The organism is Sphingobium sp. B11D3A (assembly GCF_025961695.1).
GTDB lineage: Bacteria > Pseudomonadota > Alphaproteobacteria > Sphingomonadales > Sphingomonadaceae > Sphingobium.
In genome coordinates this window covers 3,350,087-3,368,996 of the sequence record NZ_JAOQOE010000001.1, presented here as the reverse complement: position 1 = coordinate 3,368,996, position 18,910 = coordinate 3,350,087, and the positions used below count along the sequence as shown (strand labels likewise).

Here is an 18,910-nt window from a genome sequence, read left to right as displayed (position 1 = left end):
ACAGGGTTGAACTTGTAGGCTCATGGTCGCTTTTGCCTCATGCTTGCCGCTCGGGCCGTTGCATTGGATGACTGGAGGCTATGGGAAGGGTTGCGGCCCGGTCTTGCAGATTGGCGCACAACATGTTGTTCCGCCAACCCGCCAGCGGGCCGCGCGCACCCCTCATTCCTTGGTGAACGTCTCGGGAATCTGCGGATTTTCGCCCGCCTTGCCCCACAGCAGGATCTCATTGCCCCAGGGGTCGACAAAGCAGTGGTTATAGCCGTTGAACTCGGCCCAATAATGGTCGCGCCACAGCAGCGTTGCGCCCAGTTCCTGCGCCGTCACCAGGATTCGATCCGCCGAATCATCGTCGCTGATCAACACCCAGATGCGCGGCTTGCGGCCATCGCTGGCGATATGGCGCGGCGCGACGCCTGCCGGGTCGGGATGCGGGCGCATATTGTCGACCTTGGCGATGCCCATGTGGAGATTGCCGATCTCGCTGTCCGTCCCGTCCTTCTTCTTGAAGAAGCCGCCCGGCACCATGCGGTGATAGACGCCCATCGGGCGGGGATCATTCTCCCAGCCGAACACCTGCGCGTAGAATTCACCGGCAGCATTGGGATCGTCGGCGGGAATATCGAAAAAAATAAGCGAATTGGTCATCATCACCTCTGACTGGACACAAGCCTTTCGGCCGCCGCGCCAGTTAGGCAGCGCGGCGGACGCGAAGCTGTGTCTCCTGCGAACAATGTTTTGATTTCGGGCCTCAGCCCGTCGCGGCGAGGCCCTGCCCCGCCGCCGGAGAGATCAGGAGGTTGCGTGCAACCGCGTGACCGGCGCCGAGGGGCCGCGACGACGGTCCCACTCCTGCTGGTAGCGGTCGACCAGCCACACATTGAGCTGGCGCTGCGCATCTTCCTGCCAGCTGTAGCGCCCGCGCGGGGCGAAGCGGGACGAGAGCCCCTGCTGCACCAGCAGATCGACATGCAGGTCCTGCGCGACAATATCCGCCGTATGCTCGTCATTGATCCGGCGCTTTTCCTCGAACTCCGGGTCCTCGAAGGCGCTGGGATGATAGAGGCTGCCGAAGGTCAGGCCGTGCGTGGTCGGCGAGCGCGCATCCATGATGAGGTAGATCACCACATCGTTGAGCACGACCAGCGACAGCGTCGGCGGCAGGTTCACGAACAGCAGCCGGCTCTGCTCCTCCTCGGTCAGCTTGGGGAAGACCGGCAGCAGCGCCTTCTCGGTGGGGTTGAAGCTCGCATTGGGGTGCGTGGAGCCGTTGAGGCGATAATAGCCCGCCGTCTCGCGCGGCACTTCGGGGAAGCTCGCCAGCGAACTCGGCACGAAATCGTGCAGCCCCTGATGGAGCCGGCTGGCATGATAGCCATCATTGTTATTCTCGAACTGGACCTTCCAGTTCCACGGATATTCGTGGGACAGCGGCTCGGGGCCGCGCAGGCTGGCAAACTCGTAATTCGCCACGACCGGTTCGATCGGCCCCATGCGCGAGGCCAGCGATTCCGCTTCGGAATCGAAATTGACGAAGATGAAGCCGTGCCACAGCTCCACCTTGAGCTTGGGCAGATTATACTGCGCCTTGTCGAAATTGCAGGTGCGGCCCATCGCCGGCGCGCCGACCAGCTTGCCGTCCAGATCATAGGACCAGTGGTGATAGGGGCAGGTAAAACCGCGCGTGTTGCCCTTGCCTTCCGCCACCAGCATGGCGCGGTGCTGGCACACGGCGGACATGGCCTTGATCTCCCCGTCCCGCCCGCGCGAAATGATGATCGGCTCATTGGCGTGGCTGGTCGTGAAGAAATCCCCGACTTCCGCGATCCACTCGTCCCGCCCGACGCAGAGCCATTCGCGATAAAACAGCGCGTCCTTCTCGAACTCGTAGAACTCCTGACTCGTGTAGATCTCCGGCGGCAGCGTCTCCGCCTCTTCCGTGGGCTTCACAGAGGAGGCAAAGCTGTCGAAGAACTTGTCGGTCAGAAGAGTCATGTCACATCCTCGCAATTGGCGTCCATGCCGCGCCGCGCGTCCAGTCCCGACCCTCGGCCAGAACCGCCATGCAGCGCGAAGCACCCCAGGCTGAAAAGATGTGTACCAACCGCCGCCCCGACTGGCTTTGCGCCGGGCGACCAACTTTTTGTCGAGAGAGGCAGGGTGGACCGGGTGGCGCGAAGCTGCGCGGGTTGGCCGGTCGCCGTCAATAAGAGAGGTTGGGGTGCATTCCGGACGCGGCGCTGGCCCGACGCCGCGCATTCACGACGGGGCACGCTCTGAAGCGCTTAACATGTCTGCGATAAGGGGAAATGGTGGAGCCGAGGGGGATCGAACCCCTGACCTCTACACTGCCAGTGTAGCGCTCTCCCAGCTGAGCTACGGCCCCGATCATTGCAGCGGCGACGGGTGGGTCCGTCGCGGCGAGGCGCTGCCTTTAGGTCAGGCTCTGCCTCGCTGCAAGTCCATTTTTTATGGCGCGCGATCTTTCCTGCGCGCTCAGTTTTCTTCGTCGTTATCGTCGCCGGCGTCGACGCCGAGATCGTCATCGCCGCCGAGATCGACGTCGTTGTCGGGCGAGCCTTCGGCCTCATCGACGTCGATGTCGATGTCCAGATCATCGTCTGCCGTGCTTTCCGTATCCGCACCGGCCGCGACCTTCTGCGGCGCTTCCTCGAAGGGCAGCGGCTGCTTGGACTTGAGCACAGGCTCGGGCGTCCAGACATTGCCGCATTCGATGCATGTCACGGGCTCATCCTTGCCCAGATCATAGAAGCGCGTTGCGCATTTGGGGCAGGTCCGCTTCGATCCCCATTCAGGCTTCACCATGTGCCGCCTCATCCTTCCAGAGAGTAATAGCCAAGTGCGCGGACAGGCAGGCCTGCCGCGAAGTGTGGGGCGCCTTGCCATAGCGGGCGGGCACTGTCAAAAGCAGTTCGCCATTTTTATTGCCCGCCCTCCTGCTCCGCGCAGCGACGGCCATTTTTCGGACCTGATTTTCATGACTGACATTGCGCGCAACATGCTCTTCGAGCCTGGCGCTCCGCTGCGCGGCACGGTGACCGTGCCCGGCGACAAGAGCATTTCCCACCGATCCCTGATGCTGGCCGCGCTGGCGGTGGGCGAAAGCCGCGTCTCCGGCCTGCTGGAGGGCGAGGACGTGCTGGCGACGGCGGCGGCGATGCGCGCGCTCGGCGCGCAGATCACGCGCGGCGAGGATGGCGTGTGGCGCATTCATGGCGTCGGCGTCGGCAGCCTAACGCAGCCCGCGACCGCACTCGACATGGGCAATAGCGGCACCTCGACCCGTCTGCTGATGGGCCTGCTGGCAAGCCATGACCTCACCGCCACCTTCATCGGCGATGCCTCGCTCAGCAAGCGCCCGATGAGCCGCGTGACCACGCCGCTCGGGCTGATGGGCGCCGAATTCACGACTGCGCCGGGCGGTCGCCTGCCTCTCACCATGCGGGGGATCACGCCGGCCGTGCCGATCGAGTACCGGCTTCCGGTCGCCTCGGCGCAGGTCAAATCGGCGGTGCTGCTCGCCGGACTCAACACGCCGGGGATCACCCGCGTCATCGAGCCGGTGCCAACACGCGACCATAGCGAGCGGATGCTGCGCGGTTTTGGGGTGGATCTGACCGTAGAGACCCAGGCCGATGGTACGCGGATCATCTCGCTCACCGGTGAGGCCGAACTCAAGCCACAGACGCTGGTGGTGCCGGGCGACCCCTCCTCTGCCGCCTTCCCCGTGGTCGCGGCGCTGATCACGCCGGGGTCGGACATCACCGTCACCAATGTCGGCATGAACCCCACCCGCACCGGCCTGTTCGCCATGCTGCAGGCGATGGGCGCGGACCTAACACTGACCAACCAGCGCGAAGTCGGTGGCGAGCCGGTCGCGGATATCCTCGCGCGCCACAGCACGCTCACAGGCATCGACGTGCCACCCGAGGTCGCGCCGAGCATGATCGACGAATTCCCGATCTTCTTCGTCGCGGCAGCCTGCGCACAGGGCACCACCCGCACCACCGGGCTGGACGAGTTACGCGTAAAGGAATCGGACCGACTCGCCCTGATGGCGCAGGGCCTCGCCCGTCTCGGCGTGTCAGTGGAGGAGACACCCGACGGCCTCATCATCCACGGACGCGGTGGCGAGCCGCTGGACGGGGGCAATGAACCGCCGACGATCGGCGCCGATCTCGATCACCGCATTGCGATGAGCTTCGCGGTCGCCGGTCATCACACGCGCGGCGGCCTCATCATCGACGATATGAGCCCGGTCGCAACGAGCTTCCCCGGCTTCACCGACATGCTGGCCACGCTCAAGGGCGCGGCATGATCATTGCCGTCGATGGTCCCGCCGCGTCCGGCAAAGGCACGATCGCGCGGGCGCTGGCCCGGCATTATGGCCTGCCCCATCTCGACACGGGCCTGCTGTATCGCGCCGTCGGCGTGACGGTCGCGCGGCAGGGCGGCGATGCCGACAATCCGGCCGATGCCGCAGCGGCCTGCGCTTTTCCGGATAGCCTGCTCGCCGATCCGGCGCTGCGGTCGGAGGAAGCCGGCCCCCTTGCCAGCCGCGTCTCGCGTCACCCGCAGGTGCGCGCGGCGCTGCTGGAGCGGCAGCGTGCCTTCGCCGCACAGCCGGGCGGCGCGGTACTCGACGGGCGCGATATCGGCACGGTGATCGCGCCGGATGCCGACGCCAAATTGTTCGTCACCGCCAGCCTTGCGGTGCGCGCGCAGCGCCGCCATGCGGAGCTCACCGCCCATGGCCATCCCGTCGCGCTGGAGGCTCTCTCCGCCGACCTCGCCGAGCGTGACGCGCGGGACATGCAGCGCGCCGATGCGCCCCTGAAGCAGGCCCAAGATGCGGACTTGCTGGATACCAGCAATTTGAGTATAGACGCCGCCGTTCAGCATGCGATCGCGCTGGTGGACGCTCGCCTGAAGAGTCGCCATTAGACGGCTTGGATGAGGCGCTTCGCGTTGCGAGGCGCCCTTTTGCTTTTCCCAAAGCACGAGTGATCGCCTTCGCGCCGCCTGGTGAATGCCCGGCCGGCATGAGGTCGTTCGGGCAGTTTGGCCAAAGACCACCGGAGACAACCGGTTGGCCAGCAACGACTTGAAGGAACTCTTACATGGCCTCTCAGGCAAACCCGACGCGCGATGATTTTGCCGCGCTTCTCAATGAATCTCTTGGTGGTGCAGACGGCGGCTTCGAAGGCCGCGTGGTCAAGGGCACCGTCACCGGCATCGAAAACGACCTCGCCGTCATCGACGTGGGCCTCAAGAGCGAAGGCCGCGTGCCGCTGCGCGAGTTCGCCATGCCCGGCCAGAAGGCCGATCTGAAGGTTGGCGACGAAGTCGAAGTCTATGTCGACCGTGTCGAGAACAGCAATGGCGAGGCCATGCTCTCGCGCGACCGCGCCCGCCGCGAAGCCGCGTGGGACAAGCTGGAATCCGAATTCGCCGAGAGCGCCCGCGTTGAGGGTGTCATCTTCGGCCGCGTCAAGGGCGGCTTCACCGTCGATCTCGACGGCGCCGTGGCCTTCCTGCCTGGCAGCCAGGTCGACATCCGCCCCGTGCGCGACGTTACCCCGCTCATGGACATTCCGCAGCCCTTCCAGATCCTCAAGATGGATCGTCGTCGTGGCAACATCGTCGTGTCGCGTCGGGCGATCCTGGAAGAGACCCGCGCCGAGCAGCGCAGCGGCCTCATCCAGACGCTGAGCGAAGGCCAGATCATCGAGGGCGTGGTCAAGAACATCACCGATTACGGTGCGTTCGTTGATCTGGGCGGCATCGACGGCCTGCTGCACGTCACGGACCTGAGCTACAAGCGGATCAACCACCCGAGCGAGATGATCAACATCGGCGACACGGTGAAGGTGCAGATCATCCGCATCAACCGCGACACGCAGCGCATCAGCCTCGGCATGAAGCAGCTCGAGAGCGATCCGTGGGAAGGCGCATCGGCCAAGTACCCGATCGGCGCCAAGCTCTCCGGCCGCGTCACGAACATCACCGAATATGGTGCGTTCGTCGAGCTGGAGCCCGGCATCGAGGGTCTGGTCCACGTTTCGGAAATGTCCTGGACCAAGAAGAACGTCCACCCCGGCAAGATCGTTTCGACGAGCCAGGAAGTGGAAGTTCTGGTGCTCGAGGTTGATGCCGAGAAGCGTCGCATCAGCCTTGGCCTCAAGCAGGCCCAGTCCAACCCCTGGGAGAGCTTTGCCGAGCGTCACCCGGTCGGCAGCCAGGTCGAGGGCGAAGTCAAGAACGCCACCGAGTTCGGCCTGTTCATCGGCCTGGACGGCGACGTCGACGGCATGGTCCACATGTCCGACATCGCGTGGGGCATCTCCGGCGAGGACGCGCTCAATCTGCACCGCAAGGGCGAGACCGTTCAGGCCATCGTGCTTGACGTGGACGTCGAGAAGGAGCGCATCAGCCTCGGCATGAAGCAGCTCGAAAAGGGCGCGCCGGCAGCTGGCGCGGTGCGTGGCACCGGCCTCAACAAGAACGAGACCGTGACCGTGACCGTTCTGGAAGTCCGCGACGGCGGCCTGGAGGTTCAGGCTGGCGACGACGGCGTCACCGGCTTCATCAAGCGCAGCGACCTTGGCCGCGACCGCGACGAGCAGCGCCCCGAGCGCTTCCAGGTCGGCCAGAAGTTCGACGCGCTGGTGATCGGTTTCGACCGTTCCAAGAAGCCGAACTTCTCGGTCAAGGCGCTCCAGATCGCCGAAGAGAAGCAGGCTGTCGCGCAGTACGGTTCGTCCGACAGCGGCGCGTCGCTGGGCGACATTCTGGGCGAGGCGCTCAAGGCGAAGAATTGATCGCCGGGGCTTTTCCCACCCTCTAATAATTGCGGCAGTGGGCCGGTCGAGCAATCGGCCGGCCCACTCCGTTTGCGGCGTTCTGCGGGGATTTTTCTTGATTGCACGCTGATGTTGGCGCATCGCGCGAGTCACGGAAAACGCAACGAAGGGGGACTCGGGGCACTTCCGGATTATGGGGGACGGCTTCGGCCTTTTCGGAAAGTAGCAGAGATGATTCGTTCTCAGCTCGTTCAAAAGCTTGCGCTTCTTCATCCTGACCTCAGCGGGCAGGAAGTCGATCGCATCGTGGATATCGTTTTCGACTCGATCACTGCGCGCCTGGCCGAAGGGGGCCGGGTAGAACTGCGCGGATTCGGTGCTTTCACCACCCGCGCCCGAGACGGCCGCACGGGGCGCAATCCCCGCACCGGCGATTCGGTGGTGGTGCCGCCCAAGCGCGTGCCGCACTTCAAGCCCGGTAAGGAAATGCGCATTCGCCTGAATGCCGGCGACTGAGCACCCTCACCTGAGCCTTTGACAATCCGGCAGCCCGGCCATGCGGCAGCGCATCGGCCGGGTTGCGGGCGTTCTGCGCACGGCATGTCCTTCACCCGGCGCTTGATAAGGGCTGGAACCGTCCTGCCGTGCATGGCATGGGCGTTCGCGCATCCCCATGTGCTTGCGGACGTGGCGAAATCGGTAGACGCAGCAGACTTAAAATCTGCTTCTCATCTGAGAGTGCGGGTTCAAGTCCCGCCGTCCGCACCATAGCGAATGCGATGGCGCCCCATTCAAGCTCAGCCATGGTTGGACGAATCGCGTCGGCAGGCTACGGCCTCCCTGTAACGTCGATGGATTCTTGTCCGAACAGGGAGTGAAAGGCGATGGGCACCCGCCCCGCGCGAACCTGGGTCCGCCCCCTCCTGGCATTGGCCGTGCTCGCCATGGCGGGATGCAACAGCCCGCGCGATAACCGCACCGTTCGGGTGGACGTGATCGGCCAGAGCGAGGCGCTCGCCCAGCCGCTGCGCCACGGCAATGCACCGGCAGCCCGGCTGATCCTCGCCTCGACCGCACAAGGGCTGCTCAGCTTCGACGCGCGCGGCGACATTGTCGGCGCGCTGGCGGAAAGCTGGATCGTCGAGGATGGCGGCCAGAGCTACATCTTCCGGCTGAAGCGGCTGCACTGGGCGGACGGCAAGCCGGTCCATGCCGATGAGGTCGCCCGACTGCTGCGTGAGCGGATGCGCGCCAATCCGCTGTTGCTGGCGGGCCTTACCCCCGATGTGCGCGCGATGACCGACCGGGTCATCGAAATAAGGCTCGACATGAGCCTCCCCGCCTTCCTGCAATTGCTCGCCCAGCCGGACCTTGCGGTAATGACCCGCTCGGGCGACGGCACCGGCCCCTATCGCCGCGAGCCGGCGGCCAAGGGTGGACCGGTCGTGCTGGCGCCCGCGACTGCCGCCAGCGAGGAGCCCACCGAGGGCGAGCCCGAGAGCGAAGCCGCGCCCCCGGTCGAGCGACGGGAAGTGCGCGCCGAGCGCGCGTCGCTGGCTCTCGTTCGCTTCCGCGCTCGCCATACCGATCTCGTGCTGGGCGGGCGCTTCCAGCACCTCCCCTTGATCGCCGCGGCCGGCCTCAACATGGCTGACGCGCAGGTCGACCCGGTCGAGGGCCTGTTCGGCCTCGCCTTTACGAGCACCTCGTCCTTCTTGGCAGACGCACCGGTGCGCGACGCGCTCGCGCGCCTTGTCGACCGGGACAAGCTCGCCGAGGTTCTGGGCCTGCCGGGCTGGCGGACCGCCACCTACCCGCTCCCGGCCTCTTACGAACTGAACCGCCTGCCGAGCGCACCGGCATGGTCCGGCCGCTCGCGCGAGGAGCGCGTCGAATCCGCCCGGCGGATCATCGACCGCTGGCGGGCGGACAAGGGCGATCCGCCGGTTCTACGGATCGCCTTGCCGGACGGATCAGGCGCCTCCGTGCTGTTCCTGCGCCTGGTTCAGGACTTTGGACAGGCCGGATTGCAACTCGATCGCGTGGCCATCGATCAGCCCGCCGATCTGCGGCTGATCGACGAGGTCGCGCCCTTCGACAGCGCGTTCTGGTATCTCGCGCGCCTCGATTGTTCGGCCGGGCTCCTGTGCGATCCGCGCGTGGCCAGCCGCCTCGCCGAGGCCCGCAAGAACCAGAATGACGAGGAGCGCGCTCAATTGCTGGCAGAAGCCGAGGAAGCGACGGTGGCGTTCAGCGGGTTCATTCCGCTCGGTCGCCCCATCCGCTGGTCGCTCGTCGGGCAGCGGCTCACCAACTTCAAACCCTCCTCGCGCGGGGTTCATCCATTGAATGCGCTGATCACCGTCCCCAACTAATCCTTCGCGCTGCCAGCAAGGCAGCCTGCAAAGGAACGTGAATGGCCCGGGCGAGACCGCATAACGCCGCTGAAGAGATGGCGAGACAGTTTGAGAGCCTCGCCGGTTCGCGGCTTGGCCGCGATCCTCATGCGGTGCGGCGGCGCATCGAGATGATGGAGCAGGTGCTCGAAAATGCGATGGTCGTCCCCGGAACGCGCATCCGCGTCGGGCTAGACGCCATGCTCGGCATCATTCCCATCGTCGGCGATCTTCTCGCAGCGGCCATGGGCGCATGGATTGTATGGGAGGCCCGTAATCTCGGGATGCCGCGCTGGCAGTTGCTACGGATGAGCGGCAATGTCGCCTTCGACACCGCAATCGGCGCGGTTCCGCTGGTCGGCGATGCCTTCGACGTCATGTTCCGCTCGAACACGCGCAACCTGCGGATCATCCGCAAGCATCTCGACAAGCACCATCCCCAGACAGCGATTATCGAAGGCTAAACAAGCAGGCGTTGTTCGTCGGCGCCGTGAGCCTAAATGTTGCTGAAATCGAGGCCGATATCCGCCGCTGGCGCCGATTGGGTCAACCTCCCGACGCTGACATAATCGACGCCGGTGCTGGCGATGGCGCGGATGGTCTCCAGGGTAACCCCGCCAGAGGCCTCCGTGGGCACGCGCTTTCCAACCAGCGTGACAGCGCCGCGCAGAACGCCCGGCGACATGTTATCCAGCAGCAGATGGGTCGCCCCGGCCGCGATGGCCGGCTCGATCTGGTCGATCCGGTCGACCTCCACGATTACCTCGGCAATCCCGGCGGCAACCGCGCGACGGACGGCCTCTTCCACCGAACCGGCGACGGCCACATGATTGTCCTTGATCATCGCCGCGTCCCACAGGCCCATGCGATGATTTTTCGCGCCGCCCGTGCGCGTGGCATATTTCTCCAGCACGCGCAGGCCGGGGATCGTCTTGCGGGTATCGAGCAGCGTCGCTCCGGTGCCGGCAATGCGGTCCACATAAGCCCGCGTCATCGTGGCGATGCCGGTCAAGTGCTGCACCGTGTTGAGCGCCGACCGCTCCGCCGTGAGCATCCCGCGTGCGCGGCCCTTCAGGCGCATCAGGTCGGTGCCGGCGGGCACCTGATCACCATCCGCGACGAGCAGCGTGATCTCGACATCGGGATCGAGCGCACGGAAGAAGGCTTCGGCCAACGGCAGGCCCGCAACCGTCACCGCGTCACGACTGTCCATCACGCCGCTGAACACCGCATCGGCGGGAATGACGCTCTGCGACGTCACATCCCGCCCGCCCCCATTGACCGGACCATCAAGGTCCTCGGCGAGGGTGGCGGCGACGAAGGCGTCGAGGTCGAAGCGGTCAAGTGTGAAGGGCATGATGCGCTCGCTTTTTCATCGCCGCCTCGAAAGCGCAAGAGCGTTCCTCAAGCTCGGCGAGGGAGGGACCGGCCAGCGCGATCCGCGCCTGCGCCATCAACCGCTCACCTTCCAGCCGCAGCGCCTCCCGCCGGGGCTGCGAGGCGAGGCCGGCGGAAATACCCAGCAGACAATCGAGAAACTGCGCCGCGGCAATAGGGCTGGTCGCGGCGGCCGAGCGCAGGGAGCCGAAACCGCGCCGCAGGAAATGATCGAAATCGTCATTGAGCGGAATGACACGCTGCCAGTCTTCTTCTCCCTCTCCCGGCCTGCTGCGCAGATCGCGCCGGGCAAGTTCGCTCATCGAAGCGCCGAGCCAGTGCATCGCCGTCACCGCCGTGAAGGGATCGTTGATGCCCGGCGACAAGGCGCGCAAGCCGATCTCGACCAGCTCGTCGATCAGAAATTCGATGTCCTGCGCCGGAGACCGAAATCCAGCGAGGGAGAAACAGTCCCGCAACTGCTCGGCCATCTCATCATCCACATGACAGCCGTGGACGGACATCAGGCCAATCTCGGGATGCACAAAATCGCCGGGACGCAGGCGCATGACCACGCGGCATTTGTGCTCGCGGGCAACGTCAGCCAGGCCTGAGAAATCGACGATCTGGATATAGCCGCTGCCCGTCGCCGGCACGATCTGCCCGTCGGACAACGCCATCATCTCCACCTCGTCGCCCTCTTTCGGAAAGCGCTGGCGCACTTCCTTGGTGAGGCGCCGTCCGATCTCCTCAAGCACGGAATTGATGCGGATGCTGGCCGGCACATGATTGAGGAAGAAAACCAGCACGCCGATGGAAATCAGCATCAGGCCGGTCGCGATGACCAGCGAGAGTTGCGGCACGAACCCCACGTCGACACTGGATTCCGCCGCCTCCCGGACAACCCGCAGCACCATGACGGCATAGACGAACGTGCCGATGAACGTCGCCAGCGAGAGCTGGTTGCCGCGATCTTCCATGAAATTGATGAGCAGGCGCGGGCCGTAATTACCCGAGGCATAGACCACGGCGGCTATGGTGATCGAGAAAACGGTCGACGCCACGCCGATCATCGATCCGGCAATCACGTTGAGGACATTGCGCGCCCCCTCCGGCCGCGCAGCATCCACGAACTTGACGAGATGGGCGGCCTGCCCCGAGCGATCGATGGCGATGGTGACGATCGCCAGCGCGAGGGCGAGCATCGTGAACAGCGCCGGATAGAACCAATAGCTCGCGTTAACGTTCAGCCAGAGCGAGCGCAGGCGGACGATCACCGGGGCGGCTCCCCGCTCACCGTGCTCCCACGTCGCCCTGCCCGACCGTATCGCTGGCAAGATCCAGCATGCGATCGAGGCTCTTCTTCGCGGCCACCCGCAGGCTCTCGTCCATCTCGATGCGCGGCTGGAGATCGCGGAGCGCGATGTAGAGCTTTTCCAGCGTGTTGAGCGCCATATAGGGGCAGACGTTGCAGTTGCAGTTGCCGTCCGCACCCGGCGCGCCGACGAAGCTCTTTTCGGGGATCGCCTTTTCCATCTGGTGGATGATGTGCGGCTCGGTCGCGACGATCAGCGTGTCGCCCGGCATGTCCTTGGCATATTGCAGGATGCCGCTGGTCGAGCCGACATAATCGGCATGATCGATGATAGCCGGCGGGCATTCGGGGTGGGCCGCAACCGGCGCGCCGGGGTGCATAGCCTTGAGCTTGAGCAACTCGGTCTCGCTGAAGCTCTCATGCACGATGCACACGCCCGGCCAGAGCAGCATCTCACGCCCCAGCTTGCGCGAGAGATAGCCACCCAGATGCTTGTCCGGCCCGAAGATGATCTTCTGGTCCTTGGGGAGCTTGCTCAGGATTTTCTCGGCAGATGAGCTCGTGACGATGATGTCGCTGAGCGCCTTCACCTCCGCCGAGCAATTGATGTAGCTGAGCGCGATATGATCGGGATGGGCCTCGCGGAAGGCCTTGAACTGCGCGGGCGGGCAGCTGTCTTCCAGGCTGCAGCCGGCGTCCATGTCCGGCAGGATCACGATCTTCTCGGGGCTGAGGATCTTCGCCGTCTCGGCCATGAAGCGCACACCGCAAAATGCGATCACGTCCGCATCCGTCTCCGCCGCCTTGCGGGACAGCTCCAGGCTGTCGCCCACAAAGTCGGCCAGGTCCTGGATCTGCGGCTTCTGGTAATAGTGCGCGAGGATGACCGCGTTGCGCTCCTTGCGCAGGCGATTGATCTCCTCCAGCAGGTCCAGCCCCGCAAGACTTCCGCCGATCCCGCCGCGTGCATCCATCACCGAATCTCCTTTGTCATGCGGCGGAGATGGCCACGAAGCGCCCGTCGATCAACCTCTAACCGCGCTCAGGGGAAGAAGGCCCGCATATCGCGCATCGCGCCGGGTGTCCCGGCGACCATATCGCGCGTGATGGCAAGGCCCATCGGGCTGTAGGCGATGGCATCGGCCATGAGCTGGCTGCCGATCAGGATACCCGCTCCCCACAGCCATGCAGCGTGGACCCGCCCTTTGCGCCGCCAGTCCCAGACCATGCCAACCAGGATGAACACCATGGGCGCCACGACAGCCGCGACCCACCAGCCCCAGGGGATGAGGAACGGCATCGGCAGCAGTCGCCCGAAGCCGGGGCCGGTCAGCCCGGCCATGGCGCCGCACATCAGCCGCCGGTGCCAGTCGGGACGCGCGCGCATGACGAGCGCCGCACCCACGGTGAGCGCGAAAGCCAGCAGGCCGATGCTGTTGCCGAAGAGAAATTCGTTGGTATCGAAGAATGGAGGACCACCGATTGCGCGCACCGAATGACGCGTCACCGCCAGACCCAGCACGACCATGACCGGCACCCAGAGCAGCGCGAGCACACCAAGTCGCCTATGCAGGCGCACCGAGCCGCCCGCCGCCAGAAAGGATTGGGTGATGAAAAGAACCAGCCAGCCGAAGAAAACCAGCGCATGGACATGAAGCAGGAGCGGCGCGGCGAAGGTCGAGCGGCCGGCGGCGACATTGAATGAGAAGCCCGCCACAATGACAAAGGCCATCGCCAGCGCCAATTTGAGGAAGAAGCTGCGCTCGCGCTCGATCTCGGATCTGATGCCTGAAGCAAGTGTTGCCATGACGGTCCCCCCACCGTTGCCTGGACGGCAGGGAAGCTGATCCTGTTCGCGCGTCCCGTCAAGCGCCTAGATCAACACCCTCGCCCAGACCCCGTCCGCTCTATCCTCTACCAGCCCCCGCCGTTGCAGATCGATGAGATGGGCCAGCACGGATCGGCCCGCGGCGCCATGCAGGCGCGGATTGAGGCCGACATACATGCTTGCGACGAAATCCGGGATGGTGACAGCGCCCTGCCGCTCCAGAATGCGCAGGATCTGCCCTTCCCGCATCCGCCGATGCCCCAGCATGCCGCGTGCGAAGCGCTGGGGCTGCGTCACCGGTTCGCCATGGGCGGGATAATAGACGCTGTCCGAGCGGGCGACCAAACGCTCCAGCGAGGCGAGATAATCGCTCATGTCGCCATCGGGCGGCGAGACGACGCTCGTAGACCAGCTCATCACATGATCCCCGGTGAACAGCGCCGCTTCCTCTTCCAGTGCGTAGCACAGATGATTGGAGGTGTGGCCGGGCGTCGCCAGCGCCGTCAAAGTCCAGCCCGTGCCCACGATTTGCTCGCCCTCCGCCAGCACCCTGTCGGGACTGTAGTCGGGGTCGAACGCCGCATCGGCGCGCGGCCCGTCATCTTCCAGCGTCAGCGGCGCGCAGCCGATGATCGGCGCGCCAATGCGCTGTGCCAGCGGCCGCGCCGCCGGACTGTGATCGCGATGGGTGTGGGTGCAGGCGATAGCAATGACGGGGCGACCGGCAATCGCAGCTTCCAGTGCATCCAAATGGGCGGGATCATCCGGGCCGGGATCGATTACGGCAAGGTCGCTGTTGCCCACCAGATAGGTCTGCGTCCCCTCAAAAGTGAAGGGCGAGGGATTGGGTGCCAGCACCCGCTGCACCAGCGGCGACAGGCGCATGACCCGGCCGGTGTCGGCGGCGAGACTGGGGGCAGCAGGCATCATCTCTTCCATGTGTCACGGCCGCCGCCGATTGCAAGGCGCAAGCGGAAATGCGGGCGAAACTGTCGGAGCGCTTTACAGGTCGCAACCTCTTGCCCCGCCCTTAACCAGCGTCGCAGCCCGCTTCCCTCACCCGGAGAAACTGGCACGGCGCTTGCTCTTCTTGTCGACACACCCGCTTTGGGGGACGGGCACCCGGTCTTCTTGCCTGTCCCCCAATCCTTTTGTCTCCCAATCCCTCCGAACTCCGGCGCCCGAACGCAAAACGGGCGCCGGGCTTTTTGCCCCGCGCCCGCTTGAAGAACCAAATGGAATCCGATCAGGCGGCGATGACGCCCTGCTCTGTGAGAAGCTGCTTGAGCTCGCCCGCCTCGTACATTTCCATCATGATGTCCGACCCGCCAAGGAACTCGCCCTTTACGTAAAGCTGGGGGATGGTCGGCCAGTCGGAAAAGCTCTTGATGCCCTGGCGGATCTCCTGATCCTGCAGCACATCCACGCTCTCGAAGGGTGCGCCGAGCCGTTCCAGAATGGCAATGGCGCGACTGGAGAACCCGCATTGCGGGAACAAGGGCGTGCCTTTCATGAAGAGCACGACATCGTTCTTGCCGACGATATCGGCGATGCGGGCGTGGACGGGGTCGGTCATGTCTGGTCTCCGGGCAGCAGTGCGGCGCGATGCCGGCGCTGCGCTATCAGTTGGGAACGGCCGTGGTCAGTTGCAAGGCGTGAAGCTCTCCGCCCATGCGACCGCCCAGCGCGGCATAGACGGCACGCTGCTGGGCAATGCGATTCATCCCCCGAAAACTCTCGGAGGTGACCCGCGCCGCATAATGGTCGCCGTCGCCGGCCAGATCGGTGATCTCCACCGTCGCATCCGGGAAAGCCGCGAGGATCATCGCCTCGATATCGCCAGCCGCCATGGGCATGTCAAAAGCCCCTCAATTCTCTTCCTGCATGAACTGGCGACGCGCCTCGGCGGCCTTGTCGCTCAGCGCCGTGCGCACGCGCTGCTCGTCCATATCCACACCGGCTGATACCAGATCGCCCATCACCTTGCGGATCACGTCCTCATCGCCGGCTTCCTCGAAGTCCGCCTGCACGACCGCCTTGGCATAGGCATCGGTCTCTTCCTTGGTCAGCCCCATCAGGCCGGCCGCCCACTCGCCCAGCAGGCGATTGCGCCGGGCCGCGACCCGGAACGCGAGTTCCTGATCCATGGCGAACTTGGTCTCGAACGCCTTCTCGCGATCGTCGAATGAACTCATGAAAGACGCACCTTCATCTGGAGGTAACTGAATAGAGGTTCTACTTAGGAAGCAGGCGCTCCCTTGGCAACGCGCGGGACACCCCGCCGCGTCGAATTCAAGCGGCCGCCGGCACCAGCCAGGGCCGCGTCTGCGCATCGCGCGCTTCGAACGTACCGATGGTATCGCCCTGCGCCATCGTCAGGCCGATCTCGTCGAGGCCGCCCAGCAGGCAGCTCTTGCGGAACGGGTCGATTTCGAAGGTGAAGCGGTCCTGAAATGGCGTCGTCACCGACTGGTTCTCAAGGTCGATGCTGATCGGATCGGTCTTGGCGACCTCCAGCAGCCGGTCGACCGCGTCCTGCGGCAACACGACGGTCAGGATGCCGTTCTTGAAGGCGTTGCCCGAGAAAATATCAGAGAAGCTGGGCGCGATGACGGCCCGCACGCCCATGTCGATCAGCGCCCAGGCGGCATGTTCGCGGCTCGACCCACAGCCGAAATTGTCGCCCGCCACGATGATAGGCGCGCCGGCATAGCGCGGGTCGTCGAACACATTGCCGGGCTCCTTGCGCAGCGCCTCGAACGCGCCTTTGCCGAGGCCCGTGCGGCTGATGGTCTTGAGCCATTCGGCCGGAATGATGATGTCGGTATCGACATTCTTCAGGCCGAAGGGATAGGCGCGACCTTCAACGGTGGTGACGGGTTCCATGCTGGTCCTGCTGATGACGGGCTGTTTGACCGGTCAAGTGGCGGATGTGCGCGCTTGCGTCAAGATGCCGACCCGATATGCAGGCGGCCGACAGCGATGTGCGGAGGAGGTGAGGCAATGGCAACAAGCGGCACATGGCGCCCGATGCGCGCCCGTGACATGGCGGCAGTCAAGGCGATCTCCGATGCGGTCCATGGCCGCTATACAGAGGATGAAGCGATCTACGCCGAGCGCCTCAGCCTGCATCCGGCGGGCTGTTTCGTCTTCGAGGACGCCGGGCGCGTGCTCGGCTATCTTATCGCCCACCCTTGGGAAGCGGACAGCGTGCCCGCCTTCAACGCGCCGCTGGGGGCCATTCCCGAGAACCCTAGCAGCTATTATCTGCACGATCTTGCCCTGCTGCCCGACGCGCGCGGCAGTGGCGCCGGGCGCACTGCGCTGGCGCTAGTCGTTGCGCAGGCGCGTCGCGAGGGTGTTGATGAAATCTGGCTGACGGCCGTCAACGGCGCAGACAGCTATTGGGCCGCGCAAGGCTTCGAGGTGATCGAAGCGCCGGATCCTGCCGGGTATGACGAAGCCTGTTACCGCATGAAGATGCGCGTACCCAAGGCATGACAGCGCGCACTGAGAAGTCCACGCCCGTCTAACGCCGCACTCACGCTCAGCGTGCGGCTGGCTTTTCCGCCTTTGCGGGCACAGCGGCGGACTGGCCGAGGCCCATGGCCATGGCGGCGCTGCCGAGAGCACCGGCGACCAAAATCCAGAAAATGACTTTCATTGCGTCCCCTTACGCTGGTTCGGGCACCATTAGTTCGCGAACGTCCGCAAGTCGACCCCTGATCGCGGCGGCGGCGGCCATCACCGGCGAGACGAGATGGGTGCGCGCACCCGGCCCCTGCCGGCCCATGAAGTTGCGATTGCTGGTGGAGGCGCAACGCTCTCCGCTCGGCACGCGATCCGGGTTCATGCCCAGACACATGGAGCAGCCCGGCTCGCGCCACTCGAACCCGGCCTCGATGAAGATGCGATCCAGCCCCTCGGCCTCGGCCTGATGCTTGACCAGCCCGGAGCCGGGCACGATCAGCGCCTGCTTGATGCCGTCGGCAACCTTGCGGCCCTTGAGCACCGACGCGGCCGCGCGCAGATCCTCGATGCGGCTGTTGGTGCAGCTGCCGATGAAGATATGCTCGACCGGCACGTCTTCCATGCGCTGACCAGCGGTGAGGCCCATATAGGCGAGCGACTTGGCCGCAGCTTCCCGCTTGGAGGGGTCCTCAAAGCTCTCCGGATCGGGCACGACGCCGGTGATCGGTACCACGTCCTCGGGGCTGGTGCCCCAGGTGACGGTCGGCGCGATCTCGCTCGCCTCCAGCCGCACATGCTTGTCGAACACCGCGCCTTCGTCCGTGACCAGCGTGCGCCAATAGGCGACGGCGCGATCCCAATCGGCACCCTGCGGCGCCATCGGGCGGCCCTTGATGTATTCGAACGTCTTCTCGTCCGGCGCAAAGAGCCCCGAGCGCGCGCCACCCTCGATCGCCATGTTGGCGACGGTCAGCCGGCTCTCGACGCTCATGGCGCGGAAGGTCGAGCCGCGGAATTCCATGACATGGCCGGTGCCGCCGGCGGTGCCGATGCGGCCGATGACGGCGAGGATCACGTCCTTGGCGGTGACGCCATAGCCCAGTTCGCCCTCGACCTCGATGGCGAGCGTCTTGCTCGGCTTGAGCAGCAGCGTCTGCGTGGCCAGCACATGCTCGACCTCGCTGGTGCCGATGCCGAAGGCCAGAGCGCCCAGCGCGCCGTGCGCGGCCGTGTGGCTATCCCCGCAGACCAGAGTCATGCCGGGCAGCGTGAAGCCCTGCTCGGGGCCGACGACATGGACGATGCCCTGATTGATGTCCGTCGCGCCGAAATAGCGGATGCCGAACTCGGGCGCATTGCGCTCCAGCGCGGCGAGCTGCTGCGCGCTCTCCTTGTTGACGATGGGGATGCGGTTGCCCTGCGCATCCACCCGCGCCGTGGTCGGCACGTTATGATCCGGCACGGCCAGCGTGAGATCGGGACGGCGCACTTTGCGGCCAGCCAGACGAAGGCCCTCGAACGCTTGCGGGCTGGTCACTTCATGGACGAGGTGGCGGTCGATATAGACAAGGCACGTGCCATCGTCGCGCTTCTCGACGACGTGCGCGTCCCAGATCTTCTCATAAAGGGTGCGGGCCTGGGTCATAATGGGGCTGCCCTACATCTGTCGCGGTCGGGGGGGAAGCCCCTATATCGGGCG

20 protein-coding genes and 2 tRNA genes are annotated in these 18,910 nt (G+C 65.1%); 8 read left to right on the top strand and 14 right to left on the bottom strand.

Going from position 1 to position 18,910, the window contains the following annotated elements; all coding sequences use genetic code 11:
- Nucleotides 1–162 precede the first annotated feature (162 nt).
- From M2332_RS15715 to M2332_RS15700, 4 genes are all read right to left on the bottom strand, one after another.
- Complete coding sequence (locus M2332_RS15715; RefSeq protein WP_264574985.1) at nucleotides 163–651, bottom strand: VOC family protein; 489 nt, start codon at nucleotides 649–651, stop codon at nucleotides 163–165.
- Between the two features lie 141 nt (nucleotides 652–792).
- Nucleotides 793–1,995, bottom strand: a complete 1,203-nt coding sequence (locus tag M2332_RS15710; protein WP_264574782.1) for an aromatic ring-hydroxylating oxygenase subunit alpha — start codon at nucleotides 1,993–1,995, stop codon at nucleotides 793–795.
- A gap of 315 nt (nucleotides 1,996–2,310) precedes the next feature.
- Nucleotides 2,311–2,386: transfer RNA gene (locus M2332_RS15705), tRNA-Ala, on the bottom strand.
- A gap of 110 nt (nucleotides 2,387–2,496) precedes the next feature.
- Complete coding sequence (locus tag M2332_RS15700; RefSeq protein WP_181559142.1) at nucleotides 2,497–2,826, bottom strand: TIGR02300 family protein; 330 nt, start codon at nucleotides 2,824–2,826, stop codon at nucleotides 2,497–2,499.
- A gap of 172 nt (nucleotides 2,827–2,998) precedes the next feature.
- Here M2332_RS15700 and aroA point away from each other — a divergent pair, with 172 nt between their 5' ends.
- The 7 genes from aroA to M2332_RS15665 all read left to right on the top strand — a co-directional run bounded on the left by aroA (nucleotide 2,999) and on the right by M2332_RS15665 (nucleotide 9,684).
- Nucleotides 2,999–4,339, top strand: a complete 1,341-nt coding sequence (aroA, locus tag M2332_RS15695; protein WP_264574781.1) for a 3-phosphoshikimate 1-carboxyvinyltransferase — start codon at nucleotides 2,999–3,001, stop codon at nucleotides 4,337–4,339.
- On the top strand, nucleotides 4,336–4,965 hold the full coding sequence (locus tag M2332_RS15690; protein ID WP_264569813.1) for a (d)CMP kinase: 630 nt from the start codon (nucleotides 4,336–4,338) through the stop codon (nucleotides 4,963–4,965). The genes aroA and M2332_RS15690 overlap by 4 nt, the downstream gene beginning before the upstream one ends.
- Nucleotides 4,966–5,141: 176 nt before the next feature.
- Nucleotides 5,142–6,842 carry a 30S ribosomal protein S1 gene (gene rpsA / locus M2332_RS15685; protein WP_181559139.1) on the top strand — a complete coding sequence of 567 codons (1,701 nt, stop codon included), beginning with the start codon at nucleotides 5,142–5,144 and terminating at the stop codon, nucleotides 6,840–6,842.
- A 213-nt stretch (nucleotides 6,843–7,055) separates the two neighbouring features.
- Nucleotides 7,056–7,340 carry an integration host factor subunit beta gene (locus M2332_RS15680; RefSeq protein WP_181559138.1) on the top strand — a complete coding sequence of 95 codons (285 nt, stop codon included), beginning with the start codon at nucleotides 7,056–7,058 and terminating at the stop codon, nucleotides 7,338–7,340.
- A gap of 165 nt (nucleotides 7,341–7,505) precedes the next feature.
- Nucleotides 7,506–7,592 (top strand) — tRNA-Leu (locus M2332_RS15675).
- Nucleotides 7,593–7,708: 116 nt separating this feature from the next.
- Nucleotides 7,709–9,199 carry an ABC transporter substrate-binding protein gene (locus tag M2332_RS15670; RefSeq protein WP_264574780.1) on the top strand — a complete coding sequence of 497 codons (1,491 nt, stop codon included), beginning with the start codon at nucleotides 7,709–7,711 and terminating at the stop codon, nucleotides 9,197–9,199.
- Between the two features lie 77 nt (nucleotides 9,200–9,276).
- Nucleotides 9,277–9,684 (top strand): DUF4112 domain-containing protein, encoded by a 408-nt coding sequence (locus M2332_RS15665; RefSeq protein WP_264569811.1) that lies wholly within the window; start codon nucleotides 9,277–9,279, stop codon nucleotides 9,682–9,684.
- 32 nt (nucleotides 9,685–9,716) lie between these two features.
- On the opposite strand, the gene nadC is transcribed toward M2332_RS15665, so the two are convergent.
- The 9 genes from nadC to leuD form a co-directional block, all read right to left on the bottom strand.
- Nucleotides 9,717–10,577 carry a carboxylating nicotinate-nucleotide diphosphorylase gene (nadC, locus tag M2332_RS15660; RefSeq protein ID WP_264574779.1) on the bottom strand — a complete coding sequence of 287 codons (861 nt, stop codon included), beginning with the start codon at nucleotides 10,575–10,577 and terminating at the stop codon, nucleotides 9,717–9,719.
- A complete protein-coding gene (locus tag M2332_RS15655) occupies nucleotides 10,561–11,874 on the bottom strand; it encodes a DUF2254 domain-containing protein (protein WP_264574778.1) in 1,314 nt (437 codons plus the stop codon). The genes nadC and M2332_RS15655 overlap by 17 nt, the downstream gene beginning before the upstream one ends.
- Before the next feature lie 16 nt (nucleotides 11,875–11,890).
- Entirely contained in the window at nucleotides 11,891–12,886 is a 996-nt protein-coding gene (gene nadA / locus M2332_RS15650; RefSeq protein ID WP_264574777.1) for a quinolinate synthase NadA, read from the bottom strand.
- A gap of 68 nt (nucleotides 12,887–12,954) precedes the next feature.
- Entirely contained in the window at nucleotides 12,955–13,719 is a 765-nt protein-coding gene (locus M2332_RS15645) for a hypothetical protein (RefSeq protein WP_264574776.1), read from the bottom strand.
- A 66-nt stretch (nucleotides 13,720–13,785) separates the two neighbouring features.
- Nucleotides 13,786–14,670 carry an MBL fold metallo-hydrolase gene (locus tag M2332_RS15640; RefSeq protein ID WP_413715967.1) on the bottom strand — a complete coding sequence of 295 codons (885 nt, stop codon included), beginning with the start codon at nucleotides 14,668–14,670 and terminating at the stop codon, nucleotides 13,786–13,788.
- 316 nt (nucleotides 14,671–14,986) lie between these two features.
- On the bottom strand, nucleotides 14,987–15,316 hold the full coding sequence (gene grxD / locus M2332_RS15635) for a Grx4 family monothiol glutaredoxin (protein WP_264569806.1): 330 nt from the start codon (nucleotides 15,314–15,316) through the stop codon (nucleotides 14,987–14,989).
- 46 nt (nucleotides 15,317–15,362) lie between these two features.
- Entirely contained in the window at nucleotides 15,363–15,596 is a 234-nt protein-coding gene (locus tag M2332_RS15630) for a BolA/IbaG family iron-sulfur metabolism protein (RefSeq protein ID WP_181559130.1), read from the bottom strand.
- Nucleotides 15,597–15,608: 12 nt separating this feature from the next.
- Nucleotides 15,609–15,935 (bottom strand): DUF1476 domain-containing protein, encoded by a 327-nt coding sequence (locus tag M2332_RS15625; RefSeq protein ID WP_264574774.1) that lies wholly within the window; start codon nucleotides 15,933–15,935, stop codon nucleotides 15,609–15,611.
- 97 nt (nucleotides 15,936–16,032) lie between these two features.
- Nucleotides 16,033–16,626, bottom strand: coding sequence for a 3-isopropylmalate dehydratase small subunit (gene leuD, locus M2332_RS15620; protein WP_264574773.1), 594 nt, complete (start codon nucleotides 16,624–16,626; stop codon nucleotides 16,033–16,035).
- A gap of 117 nt (nucleotides 16,627–16,743) precedes the next feature.
- On the opposite strand from leuD, the gene M2332_RS15615 reads away from it, so the two are divergent.
- Nucleotides 16,744–17,241, top strand: a complete 498-nt coding sequence (locus tag M2332_RS15615) for a GNAT family N-acetyltransferase (RefSeq protein WP_264574772.1) — start codon at nucleotides 16,744–16,746, stop codon at nucleotides 17,239–17,241.
- Nucleotides 17,242–17,413: 172 nt separating this feature from the next.
- On the opposite strand, the gene leuC is transcribed toward M2332_RS15615, so the two are convergent.
- Nucleotides 17,414–18,856, bottom strand: coding sequence for a 3-isopropylmalate dehydratase large subunit (leuC, locus tag M2332_RS15610; RefSeq protein WP_264574771.1), 1,443 nt, complete (start codon nucleotides 18,854–18,856; stop codon nucleotides 17,414–17,416).
- Nucleotides 18,857–18,910 lie beyond the last annotated feature (54 nt).

Bases quoted from the DNA above. Each gene is read 5' to 3' on its own strand.
- M2332_RS15715 (WP_264574985.1), bottom strand. From the start codon at position 651: ATGATGACCAATTCGCTTATTTTTTTCGATATTCCCGCCGACGATCCC.
- M2332_RS15710 (WP_264574782.1), bottom strand. From the start codon at position 1,995: ATGACTCTTCTGACCGACAAGTTCTTCGACAGCTTTGCCTCCTCTGTG.
- M2332_RS15700 (WP_181559142.1), bottom strand. From the start codon at position 2,826: ATGGTGAAGCCTGAATGGGGATCGAAGCGGACCTGCCCCAAATGCGCA.
- aroA (WP_264574781.1), top strand. From the start codon at position 2,999: ATGACTGACATTGCGCGCAACATGCTCTTCGAGCCTGGCGCTCCGCTG.
- M2332_RS15690 (WP_264569813.1), top strand. From the start codon at position 4,336: ATGATCATTGCCGTCGATGGTCCCGCCGCGTCCGGCAAAGGCACGATC.
- rpsA (WP_181559139.1), top strand. From the start codon at position 5,142: ATGGCCTCTCAGGCAAACCCGACGCGCGATGATTTTGCCGCGCTTCTC.
- M2332_RS15680 (WP_181559138.1), top strand. From the start codon at position 7,056: ATGATTCGTTCTCAGCTCGTTCAAAAGCTTGCGCTTCTTCATCCTGAC.
- M2332_RS15670 (WP_264574780.1), top strand. From the start codon at position 7,709: ATGGGCACCCGCCCCGCGCGAACCTGGGTCCGCCCCCTCCTGGCATTG.
- M2332_RS15665 (WP_264569811.1), top strand. From the start codon at position 9,277: ATGGCGAGACAGTTTGAGAGCCTCGCCGGTTCGCGGCTTGGCCGCGAT.
- nadC (WP_264574779.1), bottom strand. From the start codon at position 10,577: ATGCCCTTCACACTTGACCGCTTCGACCTCGACGCCTTCGTCGCCGCC.
- nadA (WP_264574777.1), bottom strand. From the start codon at position 12,886: ATGGATGCACGCGGCGGGATCGGCGGAAGTCTTGCGGGGCTGGACCTG.
- M2332_RS15645 (WP_264574776.1), bottom strand. From the start codon at position 13,719: ATGGCAACACTTGCTTCAGGCATCAGATCCGAGATCGAGCGCGAGCGC.
- M2332_RS15640 (WP_413715967.1), bottom strand. From the start codon at position 14,670: ATGATGCCTGCTGCCCCCAGTCTCGCCGCCGACACCGGCCGGGTCATG.
- grxD (WP_264569806.1), bottom strand. From the start codon at position 15,316: ATGACCGACCCCGTCCACGCCCGCATCGCCGATATCGTCGGCAAGAAC.
- M2332_RS15630 (WP_181559130.1), bottom strand. From the start codon at position 15,596: ATGCCCATGGCGGCTGGCGATATCGAGGCGATGATCCTCGCGGCTTTC.
- M2332_RS15625 (WP_264574774.1), bottom strand. From the start codon at position 15,935: ATGAGTTCATTCGACGATCGCGAGAAGGCGTTCGAGACCAAGTTCGCC.
- leuD (WP_264574773.1), bottom strand. From the start codon at position 16,626: ATGGAACCCGTCACCACCGTTGAAGGTCGCGCCTATCCCTTCGGCCTG.
- M2332_RS15615 (WP_264574772.1), top strand. From the start codon at position 16,744: ATGGCAACAAGCGGCACATGGCGCCCGATGCGCGCCCGTGACATGGCG.
- leuC (WP_264574771.1), bottom strand. From the start codon at position 18,856: ATGACCCAGGCCCGCACCCTTTATGAGAAGATCTGGGACGCGCACGTC.